Origin of the sequence: Streptococcus suis S735 (assembly GCF_000294495.1) — a bacterium.
Classification (GTDB): domain Bacteria; phylum Bacillota; class Bacilli; order Lactobacillales; family Streptococcaceae; genus Streptococcus; species Streptococcus suis.
In genome coordinates, this window is sequence record NC_018526.1 from 1 (window position 1) to 18,550 (window position 18,550).

General features: G+C 38.3%; 16 protein-coding genes and 1 rRNA gene. All 17 read left to right on the forward strand.

Features of this window, described 5'->3' with window-relative positions; translation table 11 throughout:
* The 17 genes from dnaA to YYK_RS00085 all read left to right on the forward strand — a co-directional run bounded on the left by dnaA (position 1) and on the right by YYK_RS00085 (position 18,518).
* Positions 1-1,374, forward strand: coding sequence for a chromosomal replication initiator protein DnaA (dnaA, locus tag YYK_RS00005; RefSeq protein ID WP_011921628.1), 1,374 nt, complete (start codon positions 1-3; stop codon positions 1,372-1,374).
* A 153-nt stretch (positions 1,375-1,527) separates the two neighbouring features.
* Positions 1,528-2,664 (forward strand): DNA polymerase III subunit beta, encoded by a 1,137-nt coding sequence (gene dnaN, locus YYK_RS00010; protein ID WP_004194538.1) that lies wholly within the window; start codon positions 1,528-1,530, stop codon positions 2,662-2,664.
* A 91-nt stretch (positions 2,665-2,755) separates the two neighbouring features.
* A complete protein-coding gene (locus YYK_RS00015; protein WP_011921629.1) occupies positions 2,756-3,637 on the forward strand; it encodes a diacylglycerol/lipid kinase family protein in 882 nt (293 codons plus the stop codon).
* Between the two features lie 9 nt (positions 3,638-3,646).
* Positions 3,647-3,850, forward strand: coding sequence for a DUF951 domain-containing protein (locus YYK_RS00020; protein WP_011922523.1), 204 nt, complete (start codon positions 3,647-3,649; stop codon positions 3,848-3,850).
* 103 nt (positions 3,851-3,953) lie between these two features.
* A complete protein-coding gene (locus tag YYK_RS00025) occupies positions 3,954-4,313 on the forward strand; it encodes a helix-turn-helix domain-containing protein (RefSeq protein ID WP_012774878.1) in 360 nt (119 codons plus the stop codon).
* An 85-nt stretch (positions 4,314-4,398) separates the two neighbouring features.
* Positions 4,399-5,514 carry a redox-regulated ATPase YchF gene (gene ychF, locus YYK_RS00030; protein ID WP_012774879.1) on the forward strand — a complete coding sequence of 372 codons (1,116 nt, stop codon included), beginning with the start codon at positions 4,399-4,401 and terminating at the stop codon, positions 5,512-5,514.
* Between the two features lie 157 nt (positions 5,515-5,671).
* A complete protein-coding gene (gene pth / locus YYK_RS00035; RefSeq protein WP_011921633.1) occupies positions 5,672-6,241 on the forward strand; it encodes an aminoacyl-tRNA hydrolase in 570 nt (189 codons plus the stop codon).
* On the forward strand, positions 6,241-9,735 hold the full coding sequence (gene mfd / locus YYK_RS00040; protein WP_011921634.1) for a transcription-repair coupling factor: 3,495 nt from the start codon (positions 6,241-6,243) through the stop codon (positions 9,733-9,735). The genes pth and mfd overlap by 1 nt, the downstream gene beginning before the upstream one ends.
* A 49-nt stretch (positions 9,736-9,784) precedes the next feature.
* A complete protein-coding gene (locus YYK_RS00045; RefSeq protein ID WP_004194330.1) occupies positions 9,785-10,057 on the forward strand; it encodes an RNA-binding S4 domain-containing protein in 273 nt (90 codons plus the stop codon).
* Positions 10,044-10,412 carry an FtsB family cell division protein gene (locus YYK_RS00050; RefSeq protein WP_004194327.1) on the forward strand — a complete coding sequence of 123 codons (369 nt, stop codon included), beginning with the start codon at positions 10,044-10,046 and terminating at the stop codon, positions 10,410-10,412. The genes YYK_RS00045 and YYK_RS00050 overlap by 14 nt, the downstream gene beginning before the upstream one ends.
* Positions 10,409-10,522 (forward strand): SP_0009 family protein, encoded by a 114-nt coding sequence (locus YYK_RS10440; protein WP_004194325.1) that lies wholly within the window; start codon positions 10,409-10,411, stop codon positions 10,520-10,522. The genes YYK_RS00050 and YYK_RS10440 overlap by 4 nt, the downstream gene beginning before the upstream one ends.
* Positions 10,523-10,534: 12 nt before the next feature.
* Positions 10,535-11,815: a serine hydrolase gene (locus tag YYK_RS00060; protein ID WP_011921635.1), complete on the forward strand. Its 1,281-nt coding sequence runs from the start codon at positions 10,535-10,537 to the stop codon at positions 11,813-11,815.
* On the forward strand, positions 11,816-13,084 hold the full coding sequence (tilS, locus tag YYK_RS00065; protein ID WP_011921636.1) for a tRNA lysidine(34) synthetase TilS: 1,269 nt from the start codon (positions 11,816-11,818) through the stop codon (positions 13,082-13,084). It abuts the gene before it with no gap.
* A gap of 7 nt (positions 13,085-13,091) precedes the next feature.
* Positions 13,092-13,634 carry a hypoxanthine phosphoribosyltransferase gene (gene hpt, locus YYK_RS00070; protein ID WP_012775463.1) on the forward strand — a complete coding sequence of 181 codons (543 nt, stop codon included), beginning with the start codon at positions 13,092-13,094 and terminating at the stop codon, positions 13,632-13,634.
* Positions 13,635-13,655: 21 nt separating this feature from the next.
* Complete coding sequence (gene ftsH / locus YYK_RS00075) at positions 13,656-15,629, forward strand: ATP-dependent zinc metalloprotease FtsH (RefSeq protein WP_011921638.1); 1,974 nt, start codon at positions 13,656-13,658, stop codon at positions 15,627-15,629.
* Between the two features lie 337 nt (positions 15,630-15,966).
* Positions 15,967-16,437 carry a sigma-70 RNA polymerase sigma factor region 4 domain-containing protein gene (locus YYK_RS00080; protein ID WP_011921639.1) on the forward strand — a complete coding sequence of 157 codons (471 nt, stop codon included), beginning with the start codon at positions 15,967-15,969 and terminating at the stop codon, positions 16,435-16,437.
* Between the two features lie 532 nt (positions 16,438-16,969).
* Positions 16,970-18,518: ribosomal RNA gene (locus tag YYK_RS00085) — 16S ribosomal RNA — on the forward strand.
* The last annotated feature ends 32 nt before the right edge of the window (positions 18,519-18,550 follow it).

Consider the following 18,550-nt stretch of genomic DNA (forward strand, 5'->3'; position numbering starts at 1 on the left):
ATGAACCAAGAACAACTTTTTTGGCAACGATTTATTGAATTGGCAAAGGTAAATTTTAAGCCATCTATTTATGATTTTTATGTCGCTGATGCAAAATTACTCGGAATCAACCAGCAAGTTGCCAATATTTTCTTAAATCGTCCATTTAAAAAAGATTTCTGGGAAAAAAACTTCGAAGAGTTAATGATTGCCGCTAGTTTTGAAAGCTACGGAGAGCCTCTTACCATCCAATATCAATTTACAGAGGATGAACAGGAGATTAGGAATACTACAAACACAAGAAGTTCAATAGTTCACCAGGTACAGACACTTGAGCCGGCTACTCCTCAAGAAACTTTTAAACCGGTTCATTCTGATATAAAATCCCAGTACACCTTTGCTAATTTTGTACAAGGAGACAATAATCACTGGGCAAAGGCTGCAGCTTTAGCTGTATCTGATAACCTAGGTGAGCTCTACAATCCATTATTCATTTTTGGTGGTCCTGGTCTTGGAAAAACTCATATTTTAAATGCGATTGGAAATAAGGTTCTAGCCGATAATCCCCAGGCAAGGATAAAATATGTCTCATCGGAAACATTCATCAATGAATTTTTAGAACACCTCCGTCTCAATGATATGGAAAGTTTCAAAAAAACCTATCGCAATCTGGACTTACTTCTAATTGATGATATTCAGTCTCTCCGTAATAAAGCAACAACACAGGAAGAATTTTTCCATACTTTTAATGCGCTTCATGAAAAAAATAAGCAGATTGTACTCACAAGCGACCGTAATCCCGATCACTTAGACAATTTGGAAGAAAGACTAGTAACACGTTTCAAATGGGGGTTAACCAGTGAAATCACTCCACCTGATTTTGAAACACGTATCGCAATTTTACGTAACAAGTGCGAGAACCTGCCTTACAACTTTACAAATGAGACGCTATCCTATCTAGCTGGGCAATTTGATTCGAACGTACGTGACCTTGAAGGTGCCTTAAAAGATATCCATTTGATAGCCACTATGCGTCAACTGTCTGAGATAAGTGTCGAGGTTGCTGCTGAGGCTATTCGATCAAGAAAACAAACAAATCCACAAAACATGGTTATTCCTATTGAGAAAATCCAAACCGAAGTGGGAAATTTCTACGGTGTCAGCTTGAAAGAATTAAAAGGTTCTAAGCGTGTTCAACATATCGTTCACGCGCGACAAGTTGCTATGTTTTTAGCACGTGAAATGACAGACAATTCCCTTCCAAAAATTGGGAAAGAATTTGGTAATCGAGACCATACAACCGTTATGCATGCATACAATAAAATAAAAACTCTCCTCTTGGATGATGAGAATTTAGAAATAGAGATTACCAGTATAAAAAATAAACTTCGTTAACCTGTGTATAACTTTTTTAAAAAACTCTGTTTTTTCCACAAGTTGTGAACAAGTTAATTTCCGCAGTTTTATTGGTCTTTCATCACTTTTCCACAGAATACACAGAGACTACTATTACTATTAACCTTATAGATAATAAATAAAGGAGAATCCATGATTCAATTTTCTATTAATAAAAATATATTTCTACAAGCACTTAGTATTACTAAACGGGCAATCAGTACAAAAAATGCTATTCCAATTCTTTCAACAGTAAAAATTACAGTAACTAGTGAAGGAATCACTTTAACTGGTTCAAATGGACAAATCTCGATAGAACATTTTATTTCTATTCAAGATGAAAATGCAGGGCTTTTGATCAGTTCTCCAGGTTCCATTCTCTTAGAAGCTGGTTTCTTTATTAATGTCGTATCCAGTATGCCGGATTTGGTCCTTGACTTCAATGAAATTGAACAAAAGCAAATCGTTTTGACAAGTGGTAAGTCTGAAATCACATTAAAGGGAAAAGAAGCAGAACAGTATCCTCGTTTACAGGAAGTTCCAACTTCAAAACCATTGGTGTTAGAAACCAAAGTATTAAAACAAACAATTAATGAAACAGCATTTGCAGCTTCTACACAAGAAAGTCGTCCTATTCTTACGGGTGTTCATTTTGTTTTAACAGAAAATAAAAATCTAAAAACTGTTGCAACAGATTCACACCGTATGAGCCAACGGAAATTGGTCCTTGATACCTCTGGTGATGATTTTAATGTTGTCATTCCAAGTCGTTCTCTCCGTGAATTTACTGCAGTTTTTACAGATGATATTGAAACAGTAGAAGTCTTCTTTTCAAATAATCAAATCCTTTTTAGAAGCGAGCATATTAGCTTCTATACACGCTTATTAGAAGGTACCTACCCTGATACCGACCGCTTAATTCCAACTGAGTTTAAAACAACTGCAATTTTTGATACTGCAAATCTTCGTCACTCGATGGAGCGTGCTCGTCTTCTTTCAAATGCAACCCAAAATGGTACAGTAAAACTAGAAATTGCTAATAATGTTGTATCGGCTCATGTAAATTCTCCAGAAGTTGGACGTGTGAATGAGGAATTAGATACTGTAGAAGTATCAGGTGAAGATTTAGTAATCAGCTTTAACCCAACTTACTTGATAGAAGCATTGAAAGCCACAACTAGTGAACAAGTGAAAATTAGCTTTATCTCTTCTGTCCGTCCATTTACATTGATTCCAAATAATGAAGGGGAAGATTTTATTCAATTGGTTACACCAGTTCGTACCAACTAAATAATATTAAGAACGGCTAAACTAGCCGTTTTTATGTTATACTAAAAAATAGCACCTAGCTTATTTTTATATATTTAGTGATGGGGAATAAATGACGTTATATATATTAGCTAATCCTAATGCTGGTAGCCATACTGCTGAACATATCATATTCAAAATAAAAGAAAGTTATCCACAGCTTGCAGTTAACATTTTTATGACAGTTGGTCCTGAGGATGAAAAAAGTCAAATAGAGGCTATTTTAAAGGAGTTTGTCAGTAGTGAAGATCAATTAATGATTTTAGGCGGAGACGGCACACTATCTAAAGCTTTGCGTTTTTGGCCAGCTAGTCTACCGTTTGCTTATTATCCAACAGGATCTGGAAATGATTTTGCTAAGGCAATGAATATAACATCGCTATATAGAAGTGTAGATGCCATTTTAGAGAGAAAAACAAGTCGGATATATGTTTTAAACAGTTCATACGGAACGGTTGTAAACAGTATGGATTTTGGCTTTGCAGCTCAAGTTATCAATGGTTCAACGAATTCAATTTTGAAAAAAATTCTGAACAAGGTAAAACTTGGGAAGTTAACTTATCTATTCTTTGGTATTAAAACATTATTTTCAAAACAAGCTATAAACTTAGAATTAACTCTTGATGAAAAATCTTATCAGTTAGATAATCTCTTTTTTATTTCTGTAGCAAATAGTCTTTATTTTGGTGGAGGAATCATGATATGGCCAACAGCAAGTGCTAAAAAGAAGGAAGTAGATATTGTTTACTTCAAAAATGGAAATTTCTACCAACGTCTACAATCATTGTTAGCCTTATTAACGAAGAGGCATGAATCTTCTCATACGATTCAGCATTTAACAGGGGTAGATGTAGTTTTAAAATCAAAAGAAAAATTATTATTGCAAATAGATGGAGAGACATGCACTGCAAATGAGGTAACGTTAACCTATCAGGAAAGAAGTATGTATCTTTAAGGAGGAAGTATGTACCAATTAGGAACCTTTGTCGAAATGAAAAAGCCCCATGCCTGTGTCATCAAATCGACCGGAAAGAAGGCTAATAAATGGGAGGTTATCCGTCTAGGAGCGGATATTAAAATCCGCTGTACCAACTGTGACCATGTCGTTATGATGAGCCGGCATGATTTTGAACGAAAAATGAAACAAGTTCTGCCAAGTGAAGCCTAGTTGACAGTTTGCAACTACTGGTTGCGAATTTTTCCTAAAAAGTGCTAGTCAACTGTTCCTTTCTAAACTATAATAGACTTAGAAAAAAGAGGAGGAAATGATCATGAAGCAGTTAGCACAGCAAATTCGAGTTTTACGCACAGCCAAGAACCTATCCCAAGATGAGTTGGCAGAGAAACTCTATATTTCCCGTCAGGCTGTTTCCAAGTGGGAAAATGGTGAAGCCACACCAGATATTGACAAACTGGTCCAGCTGGCAGAAATCTTTGGTGTCAGTCTGGATTATCTGGTTTTAGGGAAAGAACCTGAGAAGGAAATTGTGGTGGAACAACGAGGAAAAATGAATGGTTGGGAATTCTTGAACGAAGAATCCAAACGACCTCTTACAAGAGGAGATGTTGTCCTTCTCATTTTTCTTGCAGTTATGCTTTTAGGTGGATTATTTATTAAGCATTATTTTTAACGAAGCTTGCCAAACAGCAAGCTTTTTCTCTACTTTTCTGCTATAATAGTCATGATTGAATTTTTAATTGGAGAGTAAAAAAAACATGTCTTTAACAGCAGGAATCGTCGGTTTGCCAAACGTTGGTAAATCAACCCTATTTAACGCAATTACCAAGGCAGGAGCAGAAGCTGCAAACTACCCTTTCGCAACTATTGATCCAAACGTCGGCATGGTAGAAGTGCCCGATGAGCGTCTGCAGAAGTTGACCGAACTCATCATCCCTAAAAAGACAGTGCCAACGACTTTTGAATTTACTGATATTGCTGGTATCGTAAAAGGTGCTTCTAAAGGTGAAGGACTTGGAAATAAATTCTTGGCCAATATCCGCGAAGTTGATGCGATTGTCCACGTTGTGCGTGCCTTTGACGATGAAAATGTCATGCGTGAACAAGGCCGTGAAGATGCCTTTGTGGATCCAATCGCTGATATTGATACCATTAACCTAGAATTGATTTTGGCGGACCTAGAGAGCATCAACAAGCGTTATGCGCGTGTAGAAAAAATGGCCCGTACGCAAAAAGACAAAGATTCTGTCGCAGAATTTGCAGTTCTTGAAAAAATCAAACCTGTCCTAGAAGACGGAAAATCTGCCCGCACAGTTGAGTTCACAGATGAAGAACAAAAAATCGTTAAGCAACTCTTCCTCTTGACCACTAAACCCGTCCTCTATGTTGCCAATGTTGATGAAGACAAGGTAGCAGATCCTGAGGCTATCAGTTATGTTCAGCAAATCCGTGACTTTGCAGCAACAGAAAATGCAGAAGTGGTGGTGATCTCTGCGCGTGCTGAAGAAGAAATTTCAGAACTCGACGATGAAGACAAGGGCGAGTTTTTAGAAGCACTCGGATTAACAGAATCTGGCGTGGACAAATTAACACGTGCAGCCTATCACTTGCTTGGTCTAGGCACCTACTTTACAGCAGGGGAGAAGGAGGTTCGTGCTTGGACCTTCAAACGTGGTATGAAAGCTCCTCAGTGTGCAGGCATTATCCATTCAGACTTCGAAAAAGGTTTTATCCGTGCCGTTACCATGTCATACGATGATTTAATGACCTACGGCTCTGAGAAGGCTGTTAAAGAAGCAGGACGCCTTCGTGAAGAAGGAAAAGAGTACGTGGTTCAAGATGGGGACATCATGGAGTTCCGCTTTAACGTTTGATTGCTAAACTGTCCTTATTCTTCGTTGTTTTACCTTGCCATACCATCAGTATTGTCTGCGGTTTCAACGCCTAGACTAAGAACAGTTTATCGCATCAAAGAGGATGATTACTTGGTTGGAAAGCTTTTTCCAGCCTTTTGGTATTTAAGGAGAAAAAATGACACGATTGATTATCGGTTTGGGAAATCCCGGAGACCGCTATTTTGAAACAAAACATAACGTTGGTTTTATGCTGCTGGATAAGATTGCTAAGCGTGAAAATGTGACCTTTAACCACGATAAGATTTTCCAAGCAGACATTGCCACAACCTTTATTGATGGTGAAAAAATTTACCTGGTCAAACCAACGACTTTCATGAATGAATCAGGTAAGGCTGTCCATGCCTTAATGACTTATTATGGTCTGGATGCAACTGATATTTTAGTAGCTTATGACGACTTGGACATGGCTGTTGGAAAAATCCGTTTCCGTCAAAAAGGCTCAGCTGGTGGCCACAATGGTATCAAATCCATTGTCAAGCATATTGGAACACAGGAATTTGACCGTATCAAGATTGGTATTGGGCGTCCTAAAGGAAAAATGAGCGTTGTAAACCATGTCTTGTCTGGCTTTGATATAGAGGACCGTATTGAAATCGACTTAGCACTAGATAAACTTGACAAGGCTGTCAACGTATATCTCGAAGAAGATGATTTTGATACAGTAATGAGAAAGTTTAACGGATAATGAATATACTCGATTTACTTCACAAGAACAAGCAAATCAATCAATGGCAGTCAGGATTGAATCAATCAACACGTCAGTTATTATTAGGACTATCTGGGACTAGTAAGTCACTTATAATGGCGACTGCCTATGATTGTTTGGCCGAAAAGATTATGATTGTGACTGCCACTCAAAATGATGCTGAGAAATTAGTTGCAGATTTAACAGCCATTATTGGAAGTGAGAATGTTTACAACTTTTTTACAGATGATAGTCCTATTGCCGAGTTTGTTTTTGCATCAAAAGAACGGACTCAATCAAGGATTGACAGTTTAAATTTCTTGACAGATTCTACCAGTTCAGGAATTTTAGTTGCTAGTATAGTTGCTTGTCGGGTCTTATTGCCGAGTCCTGAGACTTATAAAGGTTCTAAAATACAGCTTGAAGTTGGTCAAGAAATAGAAGTTGACAAACTTGTAAAGAACCTTGTCAACATCGGCTACAAAAAAGTGTCTCGTGTATTAACCCAGGGAGAATTTAGCCAACGAGGTGATATTCTAGATATTTTTGACATGCAATCAGAAACACCTTACCGAATAGAATTTTTTGGAGATGAGATTGATGGCATTCGTATCTTTGATGTTGACAGTCAAAAATCCTTAGAAAATCTAGACGAAATCTCGATCTCTCCAGCTTCCGATATCATTTTGTCTTCAGAAGACTATAGTAGAGCTAGCCAATACATTCAGACAGCTATTGAACAATCGACTCTAGAGGAGCAACAGTCTTACTTACGAGAAGTCTTAGCTGATATGCAGACGGAGTACCGGCATCCAGATTTGCGTAAATTCTTGTCCTGTATCTATGAACAATCATGGACATTGTTGGATTACTTGCCAAAGAGTTCTCCCTTATTTTTGGATGATTTTCATAAAATCGCTGATAAGCAGGCTCAATTTGAAAAAGAAATTGCAGACTTGTTGACAGATGATTTACAGAAGGGTAAAACAGTGTCAAGTTTGAAATATTTTGCCTCAACTTATGCTGAATTGAGAAAATACAAACCTGCCACCTTCTTTTCAAGTTTTCAAAAAGGTTTAGGAAATGTAAAGTTTGATGCTCTTTATCAATTCACACAGCATCCTATGCAGGAATTTTTCCACCAGATTCCACTGTTAAAAGATGAATTGACTCGGTATGCGAAATCAAACAATACCGTTGTTATTCAAGCGAGTTCTGATGTAAGTTTACAGACTTTACAGAAAAATTTACAAGAGTATGATATCCATCTTCCAGTACATGCAGCAGATAAGTTAGTAGAAGGTCAGCAACAGGTTACGATTGGTCAGTTAGCTTCAGGTTTTCATTTGATGGATGAGAAACTAGTTTTCATCACTGAAAAAGAGATTTTCAATAAGAAAATGAAGCGTAAGACACGTAGAACCAATATTTCTAACGCTGAACGTATTAAGGACTATAGTGAATTAGCAGTTGGTGACTATGTTGTTCACCATGTTCATGGTATCGGTCAATACTTAGGAATTGAGACTATTGAAATTTCAGGCATTCATCGTGATTATTTAACGGTTCAATATCAAAACTCCGATCGCATTTCTATTCCTGTAGAACAAATTGATCTTCTCTCCAAATACTTAGCGTCCGATGGGAAAGCTCCAAAAGTTAATAAACTAAACGATGGCCGGTTCCAACGAACCAAGCAAAAAGTTCAGAAGCAAGTGGAGGATATTGCAGATGATTTGATTAAGCTTTATGCGGAGCGTAGTCAGCTGAAAGGCTTTGCCTTTTCACCTGATGATGAAAATCAAGTTGAATTTGACAACTACTTTACACACGTGGAAACCGATGACCAACTCCGTTCCATTGATGAAATCAAAAAAGACATGGAAAAAGACTCTCCAATGGACCGTCTGTTAGTAGGAGATGTCGGATTTGGTAAGACAGAGGTAGCCATGCGCGCTGCTTTCAAAGCAGTCAATGATGGCAAGCAAGTAGCTATTCTTGTACCTACGACTGTTTTAGCCCAGCAACACTATGCTAATTTCCAAGAACGGTTTGCAGAATTTCCCGTCAATGTGGATGTTATGAGTCGTTTTAAAACAAAGGCAGAGCAGGAAAAAACACTTGAGAAGTTGAAAAAAGGCCAAGTTGACATCTTGATTGGTACCCATCGCCTTCTATCAAAAGATGTTGTTTTTGCTGATTTAGGTTTACTGGTTATTGACGAAGAGCAACGGTTTGGTGTCAAGCATAAGGAACGCTTGAAGGAACTGAAAAAGAAAATAGATGTCCTAACCTTGACTGCAACTCCGATTCCTCGGACATTGCAAATGTCCATGCTGGGAATCCGCGACTTATCAGTAATTGAGACTCCACCGACAAATCGCTATCCTGTACAAACTTATGTGATGGAAACAAATCCTTCCGTTATCCGAGATGCAATGCTTCGAGAGATAGATCGCGGAGGTCAGGTTTACTATCTTTACAATAAAGTTGATACCATTGAACAGAAAGTGTCTGAATTAAAAGAATTGGTTCCAGAAGCTACTATAGGATACGTCCATGGACAAATGTCGGAGATCCAATTAGAAAATACTCTCTATGCTTTTGTAGAGGGTGAATATGATATTCTAGTGACCACAACAATCATCGAAACAGGTGTTGATATTCCAAATGCTAATACACTGTTTATTGAAAATGCAGATCATATGGGACTGTCAACTCTTTATCAACTTAGAGGACGTGTTGGCCGTTCCAGTCGGATTGCCTATGCCTATCTCATGTACCGTCCAGACAAGTCCTTGACAGAAGTAGCTGAAAAACGTTTGGAGGCAATCAAGGGCTTTACAGAACTAGGATCAGGTTTCAAGATTGCCATGCAAGATTTGTCCATTCGTGGTGCGGGAAATATTTTAGGTGCTGCTCAGTCAGGTTTTATTGATTCTGTGGGATATGAGATGTATTCACAATTGCTGGAACAAGCTATCTTGGAAAAACAAGGTAAGGCAACCCAACGTCAGAAGAGTAATTCCGAGGTCAATTTACAGATTGATGCCTATTTACCAAGTGATTATATTGGTGATCAGCGACAAAAAATTGAAATTTACAAGCGTATAAAGAATATTGACAGTCGTGTCAACTATCAAGAATTGCAAGAAGAATTGATTGACCGTTTTGGAGAGTATCCTGATGTAGTAGCCTACTTGCTTGAAATCGGTCTACTGAAGTCATTTTTAGACCAAGTTTTCTGTCATACAGTTCTTAGACGACAACATCAAGTGACAGTAACATTCGAACCTATGGCTGGTCAAATTTTCCTAACGCAAGATTACTTTGAAGCTTTATCTGTGACAAATTTGAAAGCTCAGATAACGGAAAATAAAGGAAAACTAGCTGTTGTGTTTAACATTCAACAGAAAAAAGAATATGAAATATTAGAGGAATTGATTTCTTTTGCCGAAAAATTAAAAGAAATTAAAGCAAGGAAGGCAGAATAAATTTCTCAAATACCTTGAAAAATGGTAAAATAATGAACTGAGGTAAAGTATGAGACTAGATAAATATTTGAAAGTATCCCGCATTATCAAGCGTCGAACAGTTGCGAAGGAAGTTGCCGATAAAGGACGAATAAAAGTCAATGGGATTTTGGCGAAATCTTCAACAGATTTAAAAGTAAATGATCAGGTTGAAATCCAATTTGGTAATAAACTACTCACTGTAAAAGTACTTGAAATGAAAGATTCGACTAAAAAAGAAGACGCACTGAAAATGTATGAAATTATCAGTGAAAAAAGGATAGAAAAAGATGAAGAAATCTAAAATTCTACAACTGAATAATGCCTTTATTCAGTCGGAGCGTAAAAAAACTCAGCATCAATTGGCAGAACGCCAACAAAAAAATCGTTTTATGGGTGCAATTCTCATTCTAGTTATCTTTCTTTTTATGTTGCCTGCCTATAATCTTGTTGGGACTTACACTAATATTCAGCAGCAGGAAAAGAAACTTGCTGAATTGGAAAAAAATTACGAAGAACTGACCAAAGAACAGAAGCAGGAAGCAGAGATGGTTGCAAAATTGAAAAATGAGGAATACGCAGCAAAGTATGTTCGGGCTAAGTATCAATACTCTAAAGAAGGGGAATTTGTCTACAATATTCCAGGGTTACCAAAATGACCGAATCTATTTTTAAAATTGTAGAGCAATTTTTACAGCATTCTGATGAAAAATTAGAAGAGTTGAATCAAAAGAATAGAGAATTAAAGTTAGAAGAAAATGAATCGTAGAAAGGAGGGAGTATGCAGAAAAAACTGCTCGTATGGTTATTGCCAGTTTTATTTGGATGGCAGGTGGTCGATAGTACAGAAATACCATTTGAACTCACAGCGCAAGAAGAATACGAATTGACTCATACTATCTATGATCAGTATTTTCAAACTATCCCTCAAAACCCAAATGTTTTTCAAACTGAGAATCTTTATTCGGATGAAGAATTGACTATAGCAGGTGGACAATTACAGCCGAACCAACATTTTTCTATTACGGATGTTCTAGTCAATAGCAAAAAAGAATTGGTTTTCCAAATAGATGACAAGGGTTACATTCTTGCAAGTAGGCATCTACTATTTGATGATGTAATTGTTACAGAAACTACTGTTGAGCAAACTTATTGGACAAAAAAAGGTTTCACATTGTTAACCTCACCAATTGCTAACGAAGCTACGGAAATAAAAAATGATTTACAACCCTATCAAGCTGTTATGGTTTCTAAAATTGTGACAACTTCCCTAGGTGATTTTGCCTATGTTACAGATAAAGGTTGGATTGCAGTAAATAATCTTTCTAAAACGGATAATAGAGTAGAAGCCGTTCAAGAGTTGTTGACTAACAAATATTCCAAAGATACTATTGGTATATATGTGAAACAATTGTCAACAGGTCAAACTGCAGGTGTAAATCAAGAGAAACTATTCTATTCTGCCAGCATTGCTAAACTACCAATTCTTTATTACGTTCAAGAGCAACTGAATGCTGGATATATTGATTTGACTACTAAAGTGAAATATACAGCCGAATCTATATCCTTCCCAGGAGCTTATGTTGCTGGAGGAAGTGGTTCACTGTCAAAAACTCCTGACAACAAAGATTATTCAGTGGAAGAATTGATCAATAAGACTGCTAAAGAGTCAGATAATGTAGCTAGTAATTTACTTTCTTATTATGTAGCTAATAAATTCGATTCTAATTTTTATCAAGTAATAACTGCTAAAACAGGTAGTGAGTGGAGTATGGTTACACGTGAAACTTCAGCTGAGATTGCAGGGAAAATGATGGAAGCCTTATATATTCAAAATGGCTATGTGCTAGAAAGTTTGTTATCTACTCAATTTGATAATCAACGTATTTCGAAAGACATCTCAGTTCCAGTTGCTCATAAAATTGGCGATGCAGACGATGTCAAACACGATGTAGCGATTGTTTACGCAGGGTCTCCCTTTGTTTTATCTATTTTTACAGATAAATCAAATTATGATGAGATTACACAAATTGCAAATGATATTTACAGGATTTTAAAGTAAATGAAAGATAGATTTTTAAAAGTGACACTGGATGGTCACTTTTTTGATAAACATAAGAAAGTACTAGTAGCCGTATCTGGTGGGTTAGATTCTATGAACCTATTCCATCTTTTATACGAATGCAAACAAGTGTTAGGGATTGAACTTGGAATTGCTCATATTAATCATGGACAGAGAGAAGAATCTGTCATTGAGGAAAAATATCTTAGACAGTTAGCAGAAGAAAGTAATGTTCCCTTTTATCTGTCCTATTTTGAAGGTGTTTTTTCAGAAGAAGCGGCGCGAAAATGGCGTTATGGATTTTTTGCTACAATCATGGAGAAGGAAGGCTACACTGCACTAGTGACAGCCCACCATGCAGATGATCAAGCAGAAACTGTCTTTATGCGATTGATTAGAGGCGGGCGTTTACGTCACTTATCAGCAATTCAACCGACTCAGCCTTTTGCAACAGGGGAACTTATTCGACCACTTTTATCTTTTAAAAAGGCAGATTTTGAAAAGCTATTTCATTTTGAAGATTGCAGCAATGCAGATTTCAAATATTTTCGAAATAGAGTCAGAAATGACTATTTACCAAAGTTAAAACAGGAAAATCCTAAAATCGAACTTACTCTCAATAATCTTGCAGTTGATACAAATAATCTATTTCAAGCGCTAAGAGATTTGACACAGGATTTATCCGTTACAGATGTGATGAGTTTTCAACAACAGACACCTGCGGTACAAAGTTATCTATTAGAGGAATATTTGGAAAAATTTCCTGATTTACAGCTCTCTCGTCCACAATTTAATGAAGTATTACACATCTTGCGTTCAAAAGCTAACTACTATCATTTATTGAAAAATGATTACATGCTAGAAAAGGATTATCATCGTTTTCAAATTTATAAAATAGGACCAGAGACGGATAGTCAACCAGAAAAAATCATGATAGAATCAGAGGGGATTTTTTCTTACGGTTCATATATTTTTTCTCTCAATCATCCTTTGGAAGAAGCGGATAGTATTTTATATTTTCCTACAGAAAATCCAATTGTAGTGAGGAGAAGGCAGGCTGGGGATACCATTTTAATAAACGGAGTAAATAAAAAACTCCGCCGTTGGTTTATTGATAATAAAATCTCACAGAAAGTTCGACAAAATGCGCTTATTATCGAGCAGAATGGAGAAATTTATGGAATTACGAATCTTGTTAGCAGTGATTTGAGTAAATCAGTAAAAAATGATATAATCAAAGCTACCTTATATATAAAAATGAAAGAGTAGAACAACTATGTTGGACAAAGATATTAAGAAAATTCTTGTTTCAGAAGAAGAAATCGTTGCAAAATGCAAAGAACTCGGTCAAATTCTAGCAACAGACTATGCAGATAAGAATCCTATTCTTGTAGGAATTTTAAAAGGTTCTATCCCATTTATGGCAGAATTAATGAAACATATTGATGCCCATGTAGAAACGGATTATATGGTTGTTTCTAGCTACCATGGCGGAACGGAGAGTTGTGGTACCGTTAAGATTATCAAGGATTTGGACAATAGTGTTGCAGGTCGACATATCATCTTCGTAGAGGATATTATTGACACTGGTCGCACATTAAAAGAATTGAAAGAACTCTTTGCTTTGCGTCAGGCAGCTTCTATTAAAATTGCCACTCTTCTTGATAAACCAGAAGGTCGTGTTGTTGAAATCGAGCCAGACTACACTTGCTTTACTATTCCAAATGAATTTGTAGTTGGATTTGGCTTAGATTATGATGAAAATTATCGTAATCTTCCTTATGTTGGTGTACTCAAAGAGGAAGTTTACACAAAATAGAAAAAGGTTTCCTACTATATTATGAACAATCAACCAAATAAAGGATTTATAAAAAATCCTTTTCTCATTATTCTCGTTATTGCCACTATTGTTACAGCCTTTCAATTTTTTAACGCTGGTCAGCAAGTAGCAACTCAAGAAATCAGTTATTCACAAGTAGTAACTGAATTGAAAAATAATAATGTATCTGAAATTACTTATCAACCAAATTCAAGTGTTATTGAAATTACTGGTAAGTACAAAACAGAACAGGAAGCTAAAGATGAGTTAGCTTCATCTATTAAGTTATTCCAAGTTTCTAGTAAAGTTAAGTATAAAAACTTTAAGTCGCTAATTTTACCGTCAGAAACGAATTTGTCAGAGCTACAAGCTCTTGCAAATGAAAATGGAGTAAAGGTTGCTATTAAACCTGAAAGTTCTAATGGACTATGGTTGAACATTATCTTTAATTTGTTGCCACTTGTTATTGCTGGTGTATTCTTCATGATGATGATGAACCAGGGTGGTGGTGGAGCACGTGGTGCAATGAACTTTGGACGGAATAAAGCTAAAGCTTTGGAACAAAGTAACATCAAGGTACGTTTCTCAGATGTAGCAGGTGCAGAGGAAGAAAAACAAGAATTAGTTGAAGTTGTTGAATTTTTGAAGGATCCAAAACGCTTTACTAAACTTGGAGCACGTATTCCAGCAGGTGTGCTACTAGAGGGTCCTCCAGGAACCGGTAAAACCTTGCTTGCCAAAGCAGTAGCGGGTGAAGCGGGTGTACCATTCTTCTCCATTTCTGGTTCAGATTTTGTTGAAATGTTTGTTGGTGTCGGTGCCAGCCGTGTTCGTTCATTATTTGAAGATGCAAAAAAAGCAGCACCAGCCATTATTTTCATCGATGAAATCGATGCTGTCGGTCGCCAACGTGGTGTCGGCATGGGTGGCGGTAACGATGAACGTGAACAAACCCTCAACCAACTCTTAATTGAAATGGATGGTTTTGAAGGGAACGAAGGGATTATTGTCATTGCCGCAACCAACCGTAGTGATGTTTTAGACCCTGCCCTTCTTCGTCCAGGTCGTTTTGACCGTAAGGTATTGGTTGGTCGTCCGGATGTTAAAGGACGTGAAGCAATCCTTAAAGTTCATGCGAAGAATAAACCACTAGCAGCAGATGTAGATTTGAAATTAGTAGCACAACAAACACCAGGATTTGTTGGTGCAGATTTAGAGAACGTTCTGAACGAAGCAGCCCTTGTAGCTGCACGTCGAAACAAGACTGTCATTGATGCTTCAGATATTGACGAAGCAGAAGATCGTGTTATTGCAGGTCCATCTAAGAAAGACCGTCAAGTTTCAGCCAAAGAACGCGAAATCGTTGCCTACCATGAAGCTGGTCATACGATTGTCGGCCTTGTCTTGTCAAATGCACGTGAAGTTCACAAAGTAACAATTGTTCCCCGCGGTCGCGCAGGTGGATACATGATTGCCCTTCCTAAAGAAGATCAAATGCTTCTTTCTAAAGAAGATATGAAGGAGCAATTGGCTGGGCTTATGGGTGGTCGTGTTGCGGAAGAAATTATTTTTAATACACAGACCACAGGAGCATCAAACGACTTCGAGCAAGCTACACAGATGGCGCGTGCTATGGTTGCTGAATATGGTATGAGTGACAAAATGGGACCAATGCAGTATGAAGGCAGTCATGCAATGTTTGGTGGACAAACAACTCAAAAACATATTTCTGAGCAAACTGCATATGAGTTAGATAATGAAGTACGTGATTTGTTAAATGAAGCTCGCAACAAAGCGGCTGAAATTATTCAGTCTAATCGCGAAACTCATAAACTAATCGCAGAAGCATTACTTAAATACGAAACCCTAGACAGTGTTCAGATCAAATCTCTCTATGAAACAGGCAAAATGCCAGAGAATATTGAACGTGATGATGAAGATGTTCATCCCCTTTCTTATGAAGAGGTAAAAGAGAAAATTAATACGAAAGAGTAGTATAAAAATACTCTTGGCAAGACATTCCCTCACTCTCAACCACTAAAATAACCACAAAGCCTTCGCTAAGTACATAATCTTGGCGAGGGCTTTTTTACATGATACACATCAGAAACAGGGCATTTACAAGAAAAACGAATCAATAGTTATTTATCACAATCTTAGAACTATACCAAATCACTCCCTTCAGAAGCAGAATGCAATATTTGCCATAGAGTATCAATAGCAAATGTACTTTAAAAAAGAAAAATCAAATAAAGTATGCTAGACAAAAATGTCCTGTAGAAAGACAGCACTTTTCGATAAACTTAAACCATCAACAAAAGGAGATTAAGTAATGGAATTCGAAAAAGTGTACGCAAGCGTCAAAGGTATTGTAAACAAGGCTCGAAAAGAGTTTTACATTAAACTATGGGATCGAGATGATTGGGAACAAGAAGGAATGATGACCTTGTTTGAATTGTTGGAAGCTCAACCGTGGCTAGTTGATGAACAAGTTCAATTATATTGTTATTTTAAAGTCAAGTTCAGAAATCGAATCAAAGATCGTATCCGCAAACAGGAAAGTCAAAAACGCAAGTTTGACCGTATGCCACATGAAGATATTTACGAATTATCTCACGCAATACAATCACCGGGATTGATAAACGATGAATTATTAATGTTGAGAGGTGCCTTGAGAGATTATCGAAAAAATCTGAGCAATGATCAACTTGATAAATACGAAAAATTAATTAGCGGACAATGTTTTAATGGTCGCCGTGAAATGATACGTGATTTACAAATTCATTTGAAAGACTTTCGCTAAAGCTAGTTACTAACATCACGTTAATCGAATTAAGAAATTGGGCAGAAGCACCATAAAAAGTTCTGTTCAGTTTCTTTTTAGATAGGTTATAGCACAGGAAGAAGGAATAGGAGAAAAAACAAAGTATCTACATAGAACTTTCAGTGTAAAAAATCCCAAAAAACCGGTTGACAATTGCCAAAGTAGATGATAGAATAAATGAGTTGTCTCTTGAGGGACTAGTTAACAGAGGAACGAAAAAAGTTTCGAAAAAGTGTTGACAAGACCATCAGAAGATGATAGACTAATGGAGTTGTCTCTTGAGGGACTGGTTAACAGAGGAACGAAAAAAAGTTTCAAAAAAGTGTTGACAAAGTTCACAAGAAATGATAAACTAAGATAGTTGTCGCGAGAGCGCGATAACGACAAGACCTTTGAAAATTAAAGAAGACGAACCAAACGTGCAGGGTGATTTATCTAAAGATAAATCGTCAATGACAAAACAAAACAATAAAACGGAAAGCTAGCAATAGCTTGAGTTTGAATCAAAACTTTTTATGAGAGTTTGATCCTGGCTCAGGACGAACGCTGGCGGCGTGCCTAATACATGCAAGTAGAACGCTGAAGTCTGGTGCTTGCACTAGACGGATGAGTTGCGAACGGGTGAGTAACGCGTAGGTAACCTGCCTCATAGCGGGGGATAACTATTGGAAACGATAGCTAATACCGCATAACAGTATTTACCGCATGGTAGATATTTGAAAGGAGCAATTGCTTCACTATGAGATGGACCTGCGTTGTATTAGCTAGTTGGTGAGGTAACGGCTCACCAAGGCTTCGATACATAGCCGACCTGAGAGGGTGATCGGCCACACTGGGACTGAGACACGGCCCAGACTCCTACGGGAGGCAGCAGTAGGGAATCTTCGGCAATGGGGGCAACCCTGACCGAGCAACGCCGCGTGAGTGAAGAAGGTTTTCGGATCGTAAAGCTCTGTTGTAAGAGAAGAACTGTGAGAAGAGTGGAAAGTTTCTCACTTGACGGTATCTTACCAGAAAGGGACGGCTAACTACGTGCCAGCAGCCGCGGTAATACGTAGGTCCCGAGCGTTGTCCGGATTTATTGGGCGTAAAGCGAGCGCAGGCGGTTTGATAAGTCTGAAGTAAAAGGCTGTGGCTTAACCATAGTACGCTTTGGAAACTGTCAAACTTGAGTGCAGAAGGGGAGAGTGGAATTCCATGTGTAGCGGTGAAATGCGTAGATATATGGAGGAACACCGGTGGCGAAAGCGGCTCTCTGGTCTGTAACTGACGCTGAGGCTCGAAAGCGTGGGGAGCGAACAGGATTAGATACCCTGGTAGTCCACGCCGTAAACGATGAGTGCTAGGTGTTGGGTCCTTTCCGGGACTCAGTGCCGCAGCTAACGCATTAAGCACTCCGCCTGGGGAGTACGACCGCAAGGTTGAAACTCAAAGGAATTGACGGGGGCCCGCACAAGCGGTGGAGCATGTGGTTTAATTCGAAGCAACGCGAAGAACCTTACCAGGTCTTGACATCCCGATGACCGCCCTAGAGATAGGGTTTCTCTTCGGAGCATCGGTGACAGGTGGTGCATGGTTGTCGTCAGCTCGTGTCGTGAGATGTTGGGTTAAGTCCCGCAACGAGCGCAACCCCTATTGTTAGTTGCCATCATTCAGTTGGGCACTCTAGCGAGACTGCCGGTAATAAACCGGAGGAAGGTGGGGATGACGTCAAATCATCATGCCCCTTATGACCTGGGCTACACACGTGCTACAATGGCTGGTACAACGAGTCGCAAGTCGGTGACGGCAAGCTAATCTCTTAAAGCCAGTCTCAGTTCGGATTGTAGGCTGCAACTCGCCTACATGAAGTCGGAATCGCTAGTAATCGCGGATCAGCACGCCGCGGTGAATACGTTCCCGGGCCTTGTACACACCGCCCGTCACACCACGAGAGTTTGTAACACCCGAAGTCGGTGAGGTAACCTTTTAGGAGCCAGCCGCCTAAGGTGGGATAGATGATTGGGGTGAAGTCGTAACAAGGTAGCCGTATCGGAAGGTGCGGCTGGATCACCTCCTTTCTAAGGAAATGGAAACCTGTACGTCAGTCTTC

What these genes read in the sequence shown, in the direction of transcription:
- dnaA (WP_011921628.1), top strand. Translation starts at nt 1, where the DNA reads ATGAACCAAGAACAACTTTTTTGGCAACGATTTATTGAATTGGCAAAG.
- dnaN (WP_004194538.1), top strand. Translation starts at nt 1,528, where the DNA reads ATGATTCAATTTTCTATTAATAAAAATATATTTCTACAAGCACTTAGT.
- YYK_RS00015 (WP_011921629.1), top strand. Translation starts at nt 2,756, where the DNA reads ATGACGTTATATATATTAGCTAATCCTAATGCTGGTAGCCATACTGCT.
- YYK_RS00020 (WP_011922523.1), top strand. Translation starts at nt 3,647, where the DNA reads ATGTACCAATTAGGAACCTTTGTCGAAATGAAAAAGCCCCATGCCTGT.
- YYK_RS00025 (WP_012774878.1), top strand. Translation starts at nt 3,954, where the DNA reads ATGAAGCAGTTAGCACAGCAAATTCGAGTTTTACGCACAGCCAAGAAC.
- ychF (WP_012774879.1), top strand. Translation starts at nt 4,399, where the DNA reads ATGTCTTTAACAGCAGGAATCGTCGGTTTGCCAAACGTTGGTAAATCA.
- pth (WP_011921633.1), top strand. Translation starts at nt 5,672, where the DNA reads ATGACACGATTGATTATCGGTTTGGGAAATCCCGGAGACCGCTATTTT.
- mfd (WP_011921634.1), top strand. Translation starts at nt 6,241, where the DNA reads ATGAATATACTCGATTTACTTCACAAGAACAAGCAAATCAATCAATGG.
- YYK_RS00045 (WP_004194330.1), top strand. Translation starts at nt 9,785, where the DNA reads ATGAGACTAGATAAATATTTGAAAGTATCCCGCATTATCAAGCGTCGA.
- YYK_RS00050 (WP_004194327.1), top strand. Translation starts at nt 10,044, where the DNA reads ATGAAGAAATCTAAAATTCTACAACTGAATAATGCCTTTATTCAGTCG.
- YYK_RS10440 (WP_004194325.1), top strand. Translation starts at nt 10,409, where the DNA reads ATGACCGAATCTATTTTTAAAATTGTAGAGCAATTTTTACAGCATTCT.
- YYK_RS00060 (WP_011921635.1), top strand. Translation starts at nt 10,535, where the DNA reads ATGCAGAAAAAACTGCTCGTATGGTTATTGCCAGTTTTATTTGGATGG.
- tilS (WP_011921636.1), top strand. Translation starts at nt 11,816, where the DNA reads ATGAAAGATAGATTTTTAAAAGTGACACTGGATGGTCACTTTTTTGAT.
- hpt (WP_012775463.1), top strand. Translation starts at nt 13,092, where the DNA reads ATGTTGGACAAAGATATTAAGAAAATTCTTGTTTCAGAAGAAGAAATC.
- ftsH (WP_011921638.1), top strand. Translation starts at nt 13,656, where the DNA reads ATGAACAATCAACCAAATAAAGGATTTATAAAAAATCCTTTTCTCATT.
- YYK_RS00080 (WP_011921639.1), top strand. Translation starts at nt 15,967, where the DNA reads ATGGAATTCGAAAAAGTGTACGCAAGCGTCAAAGGTATTGTAAACAAG.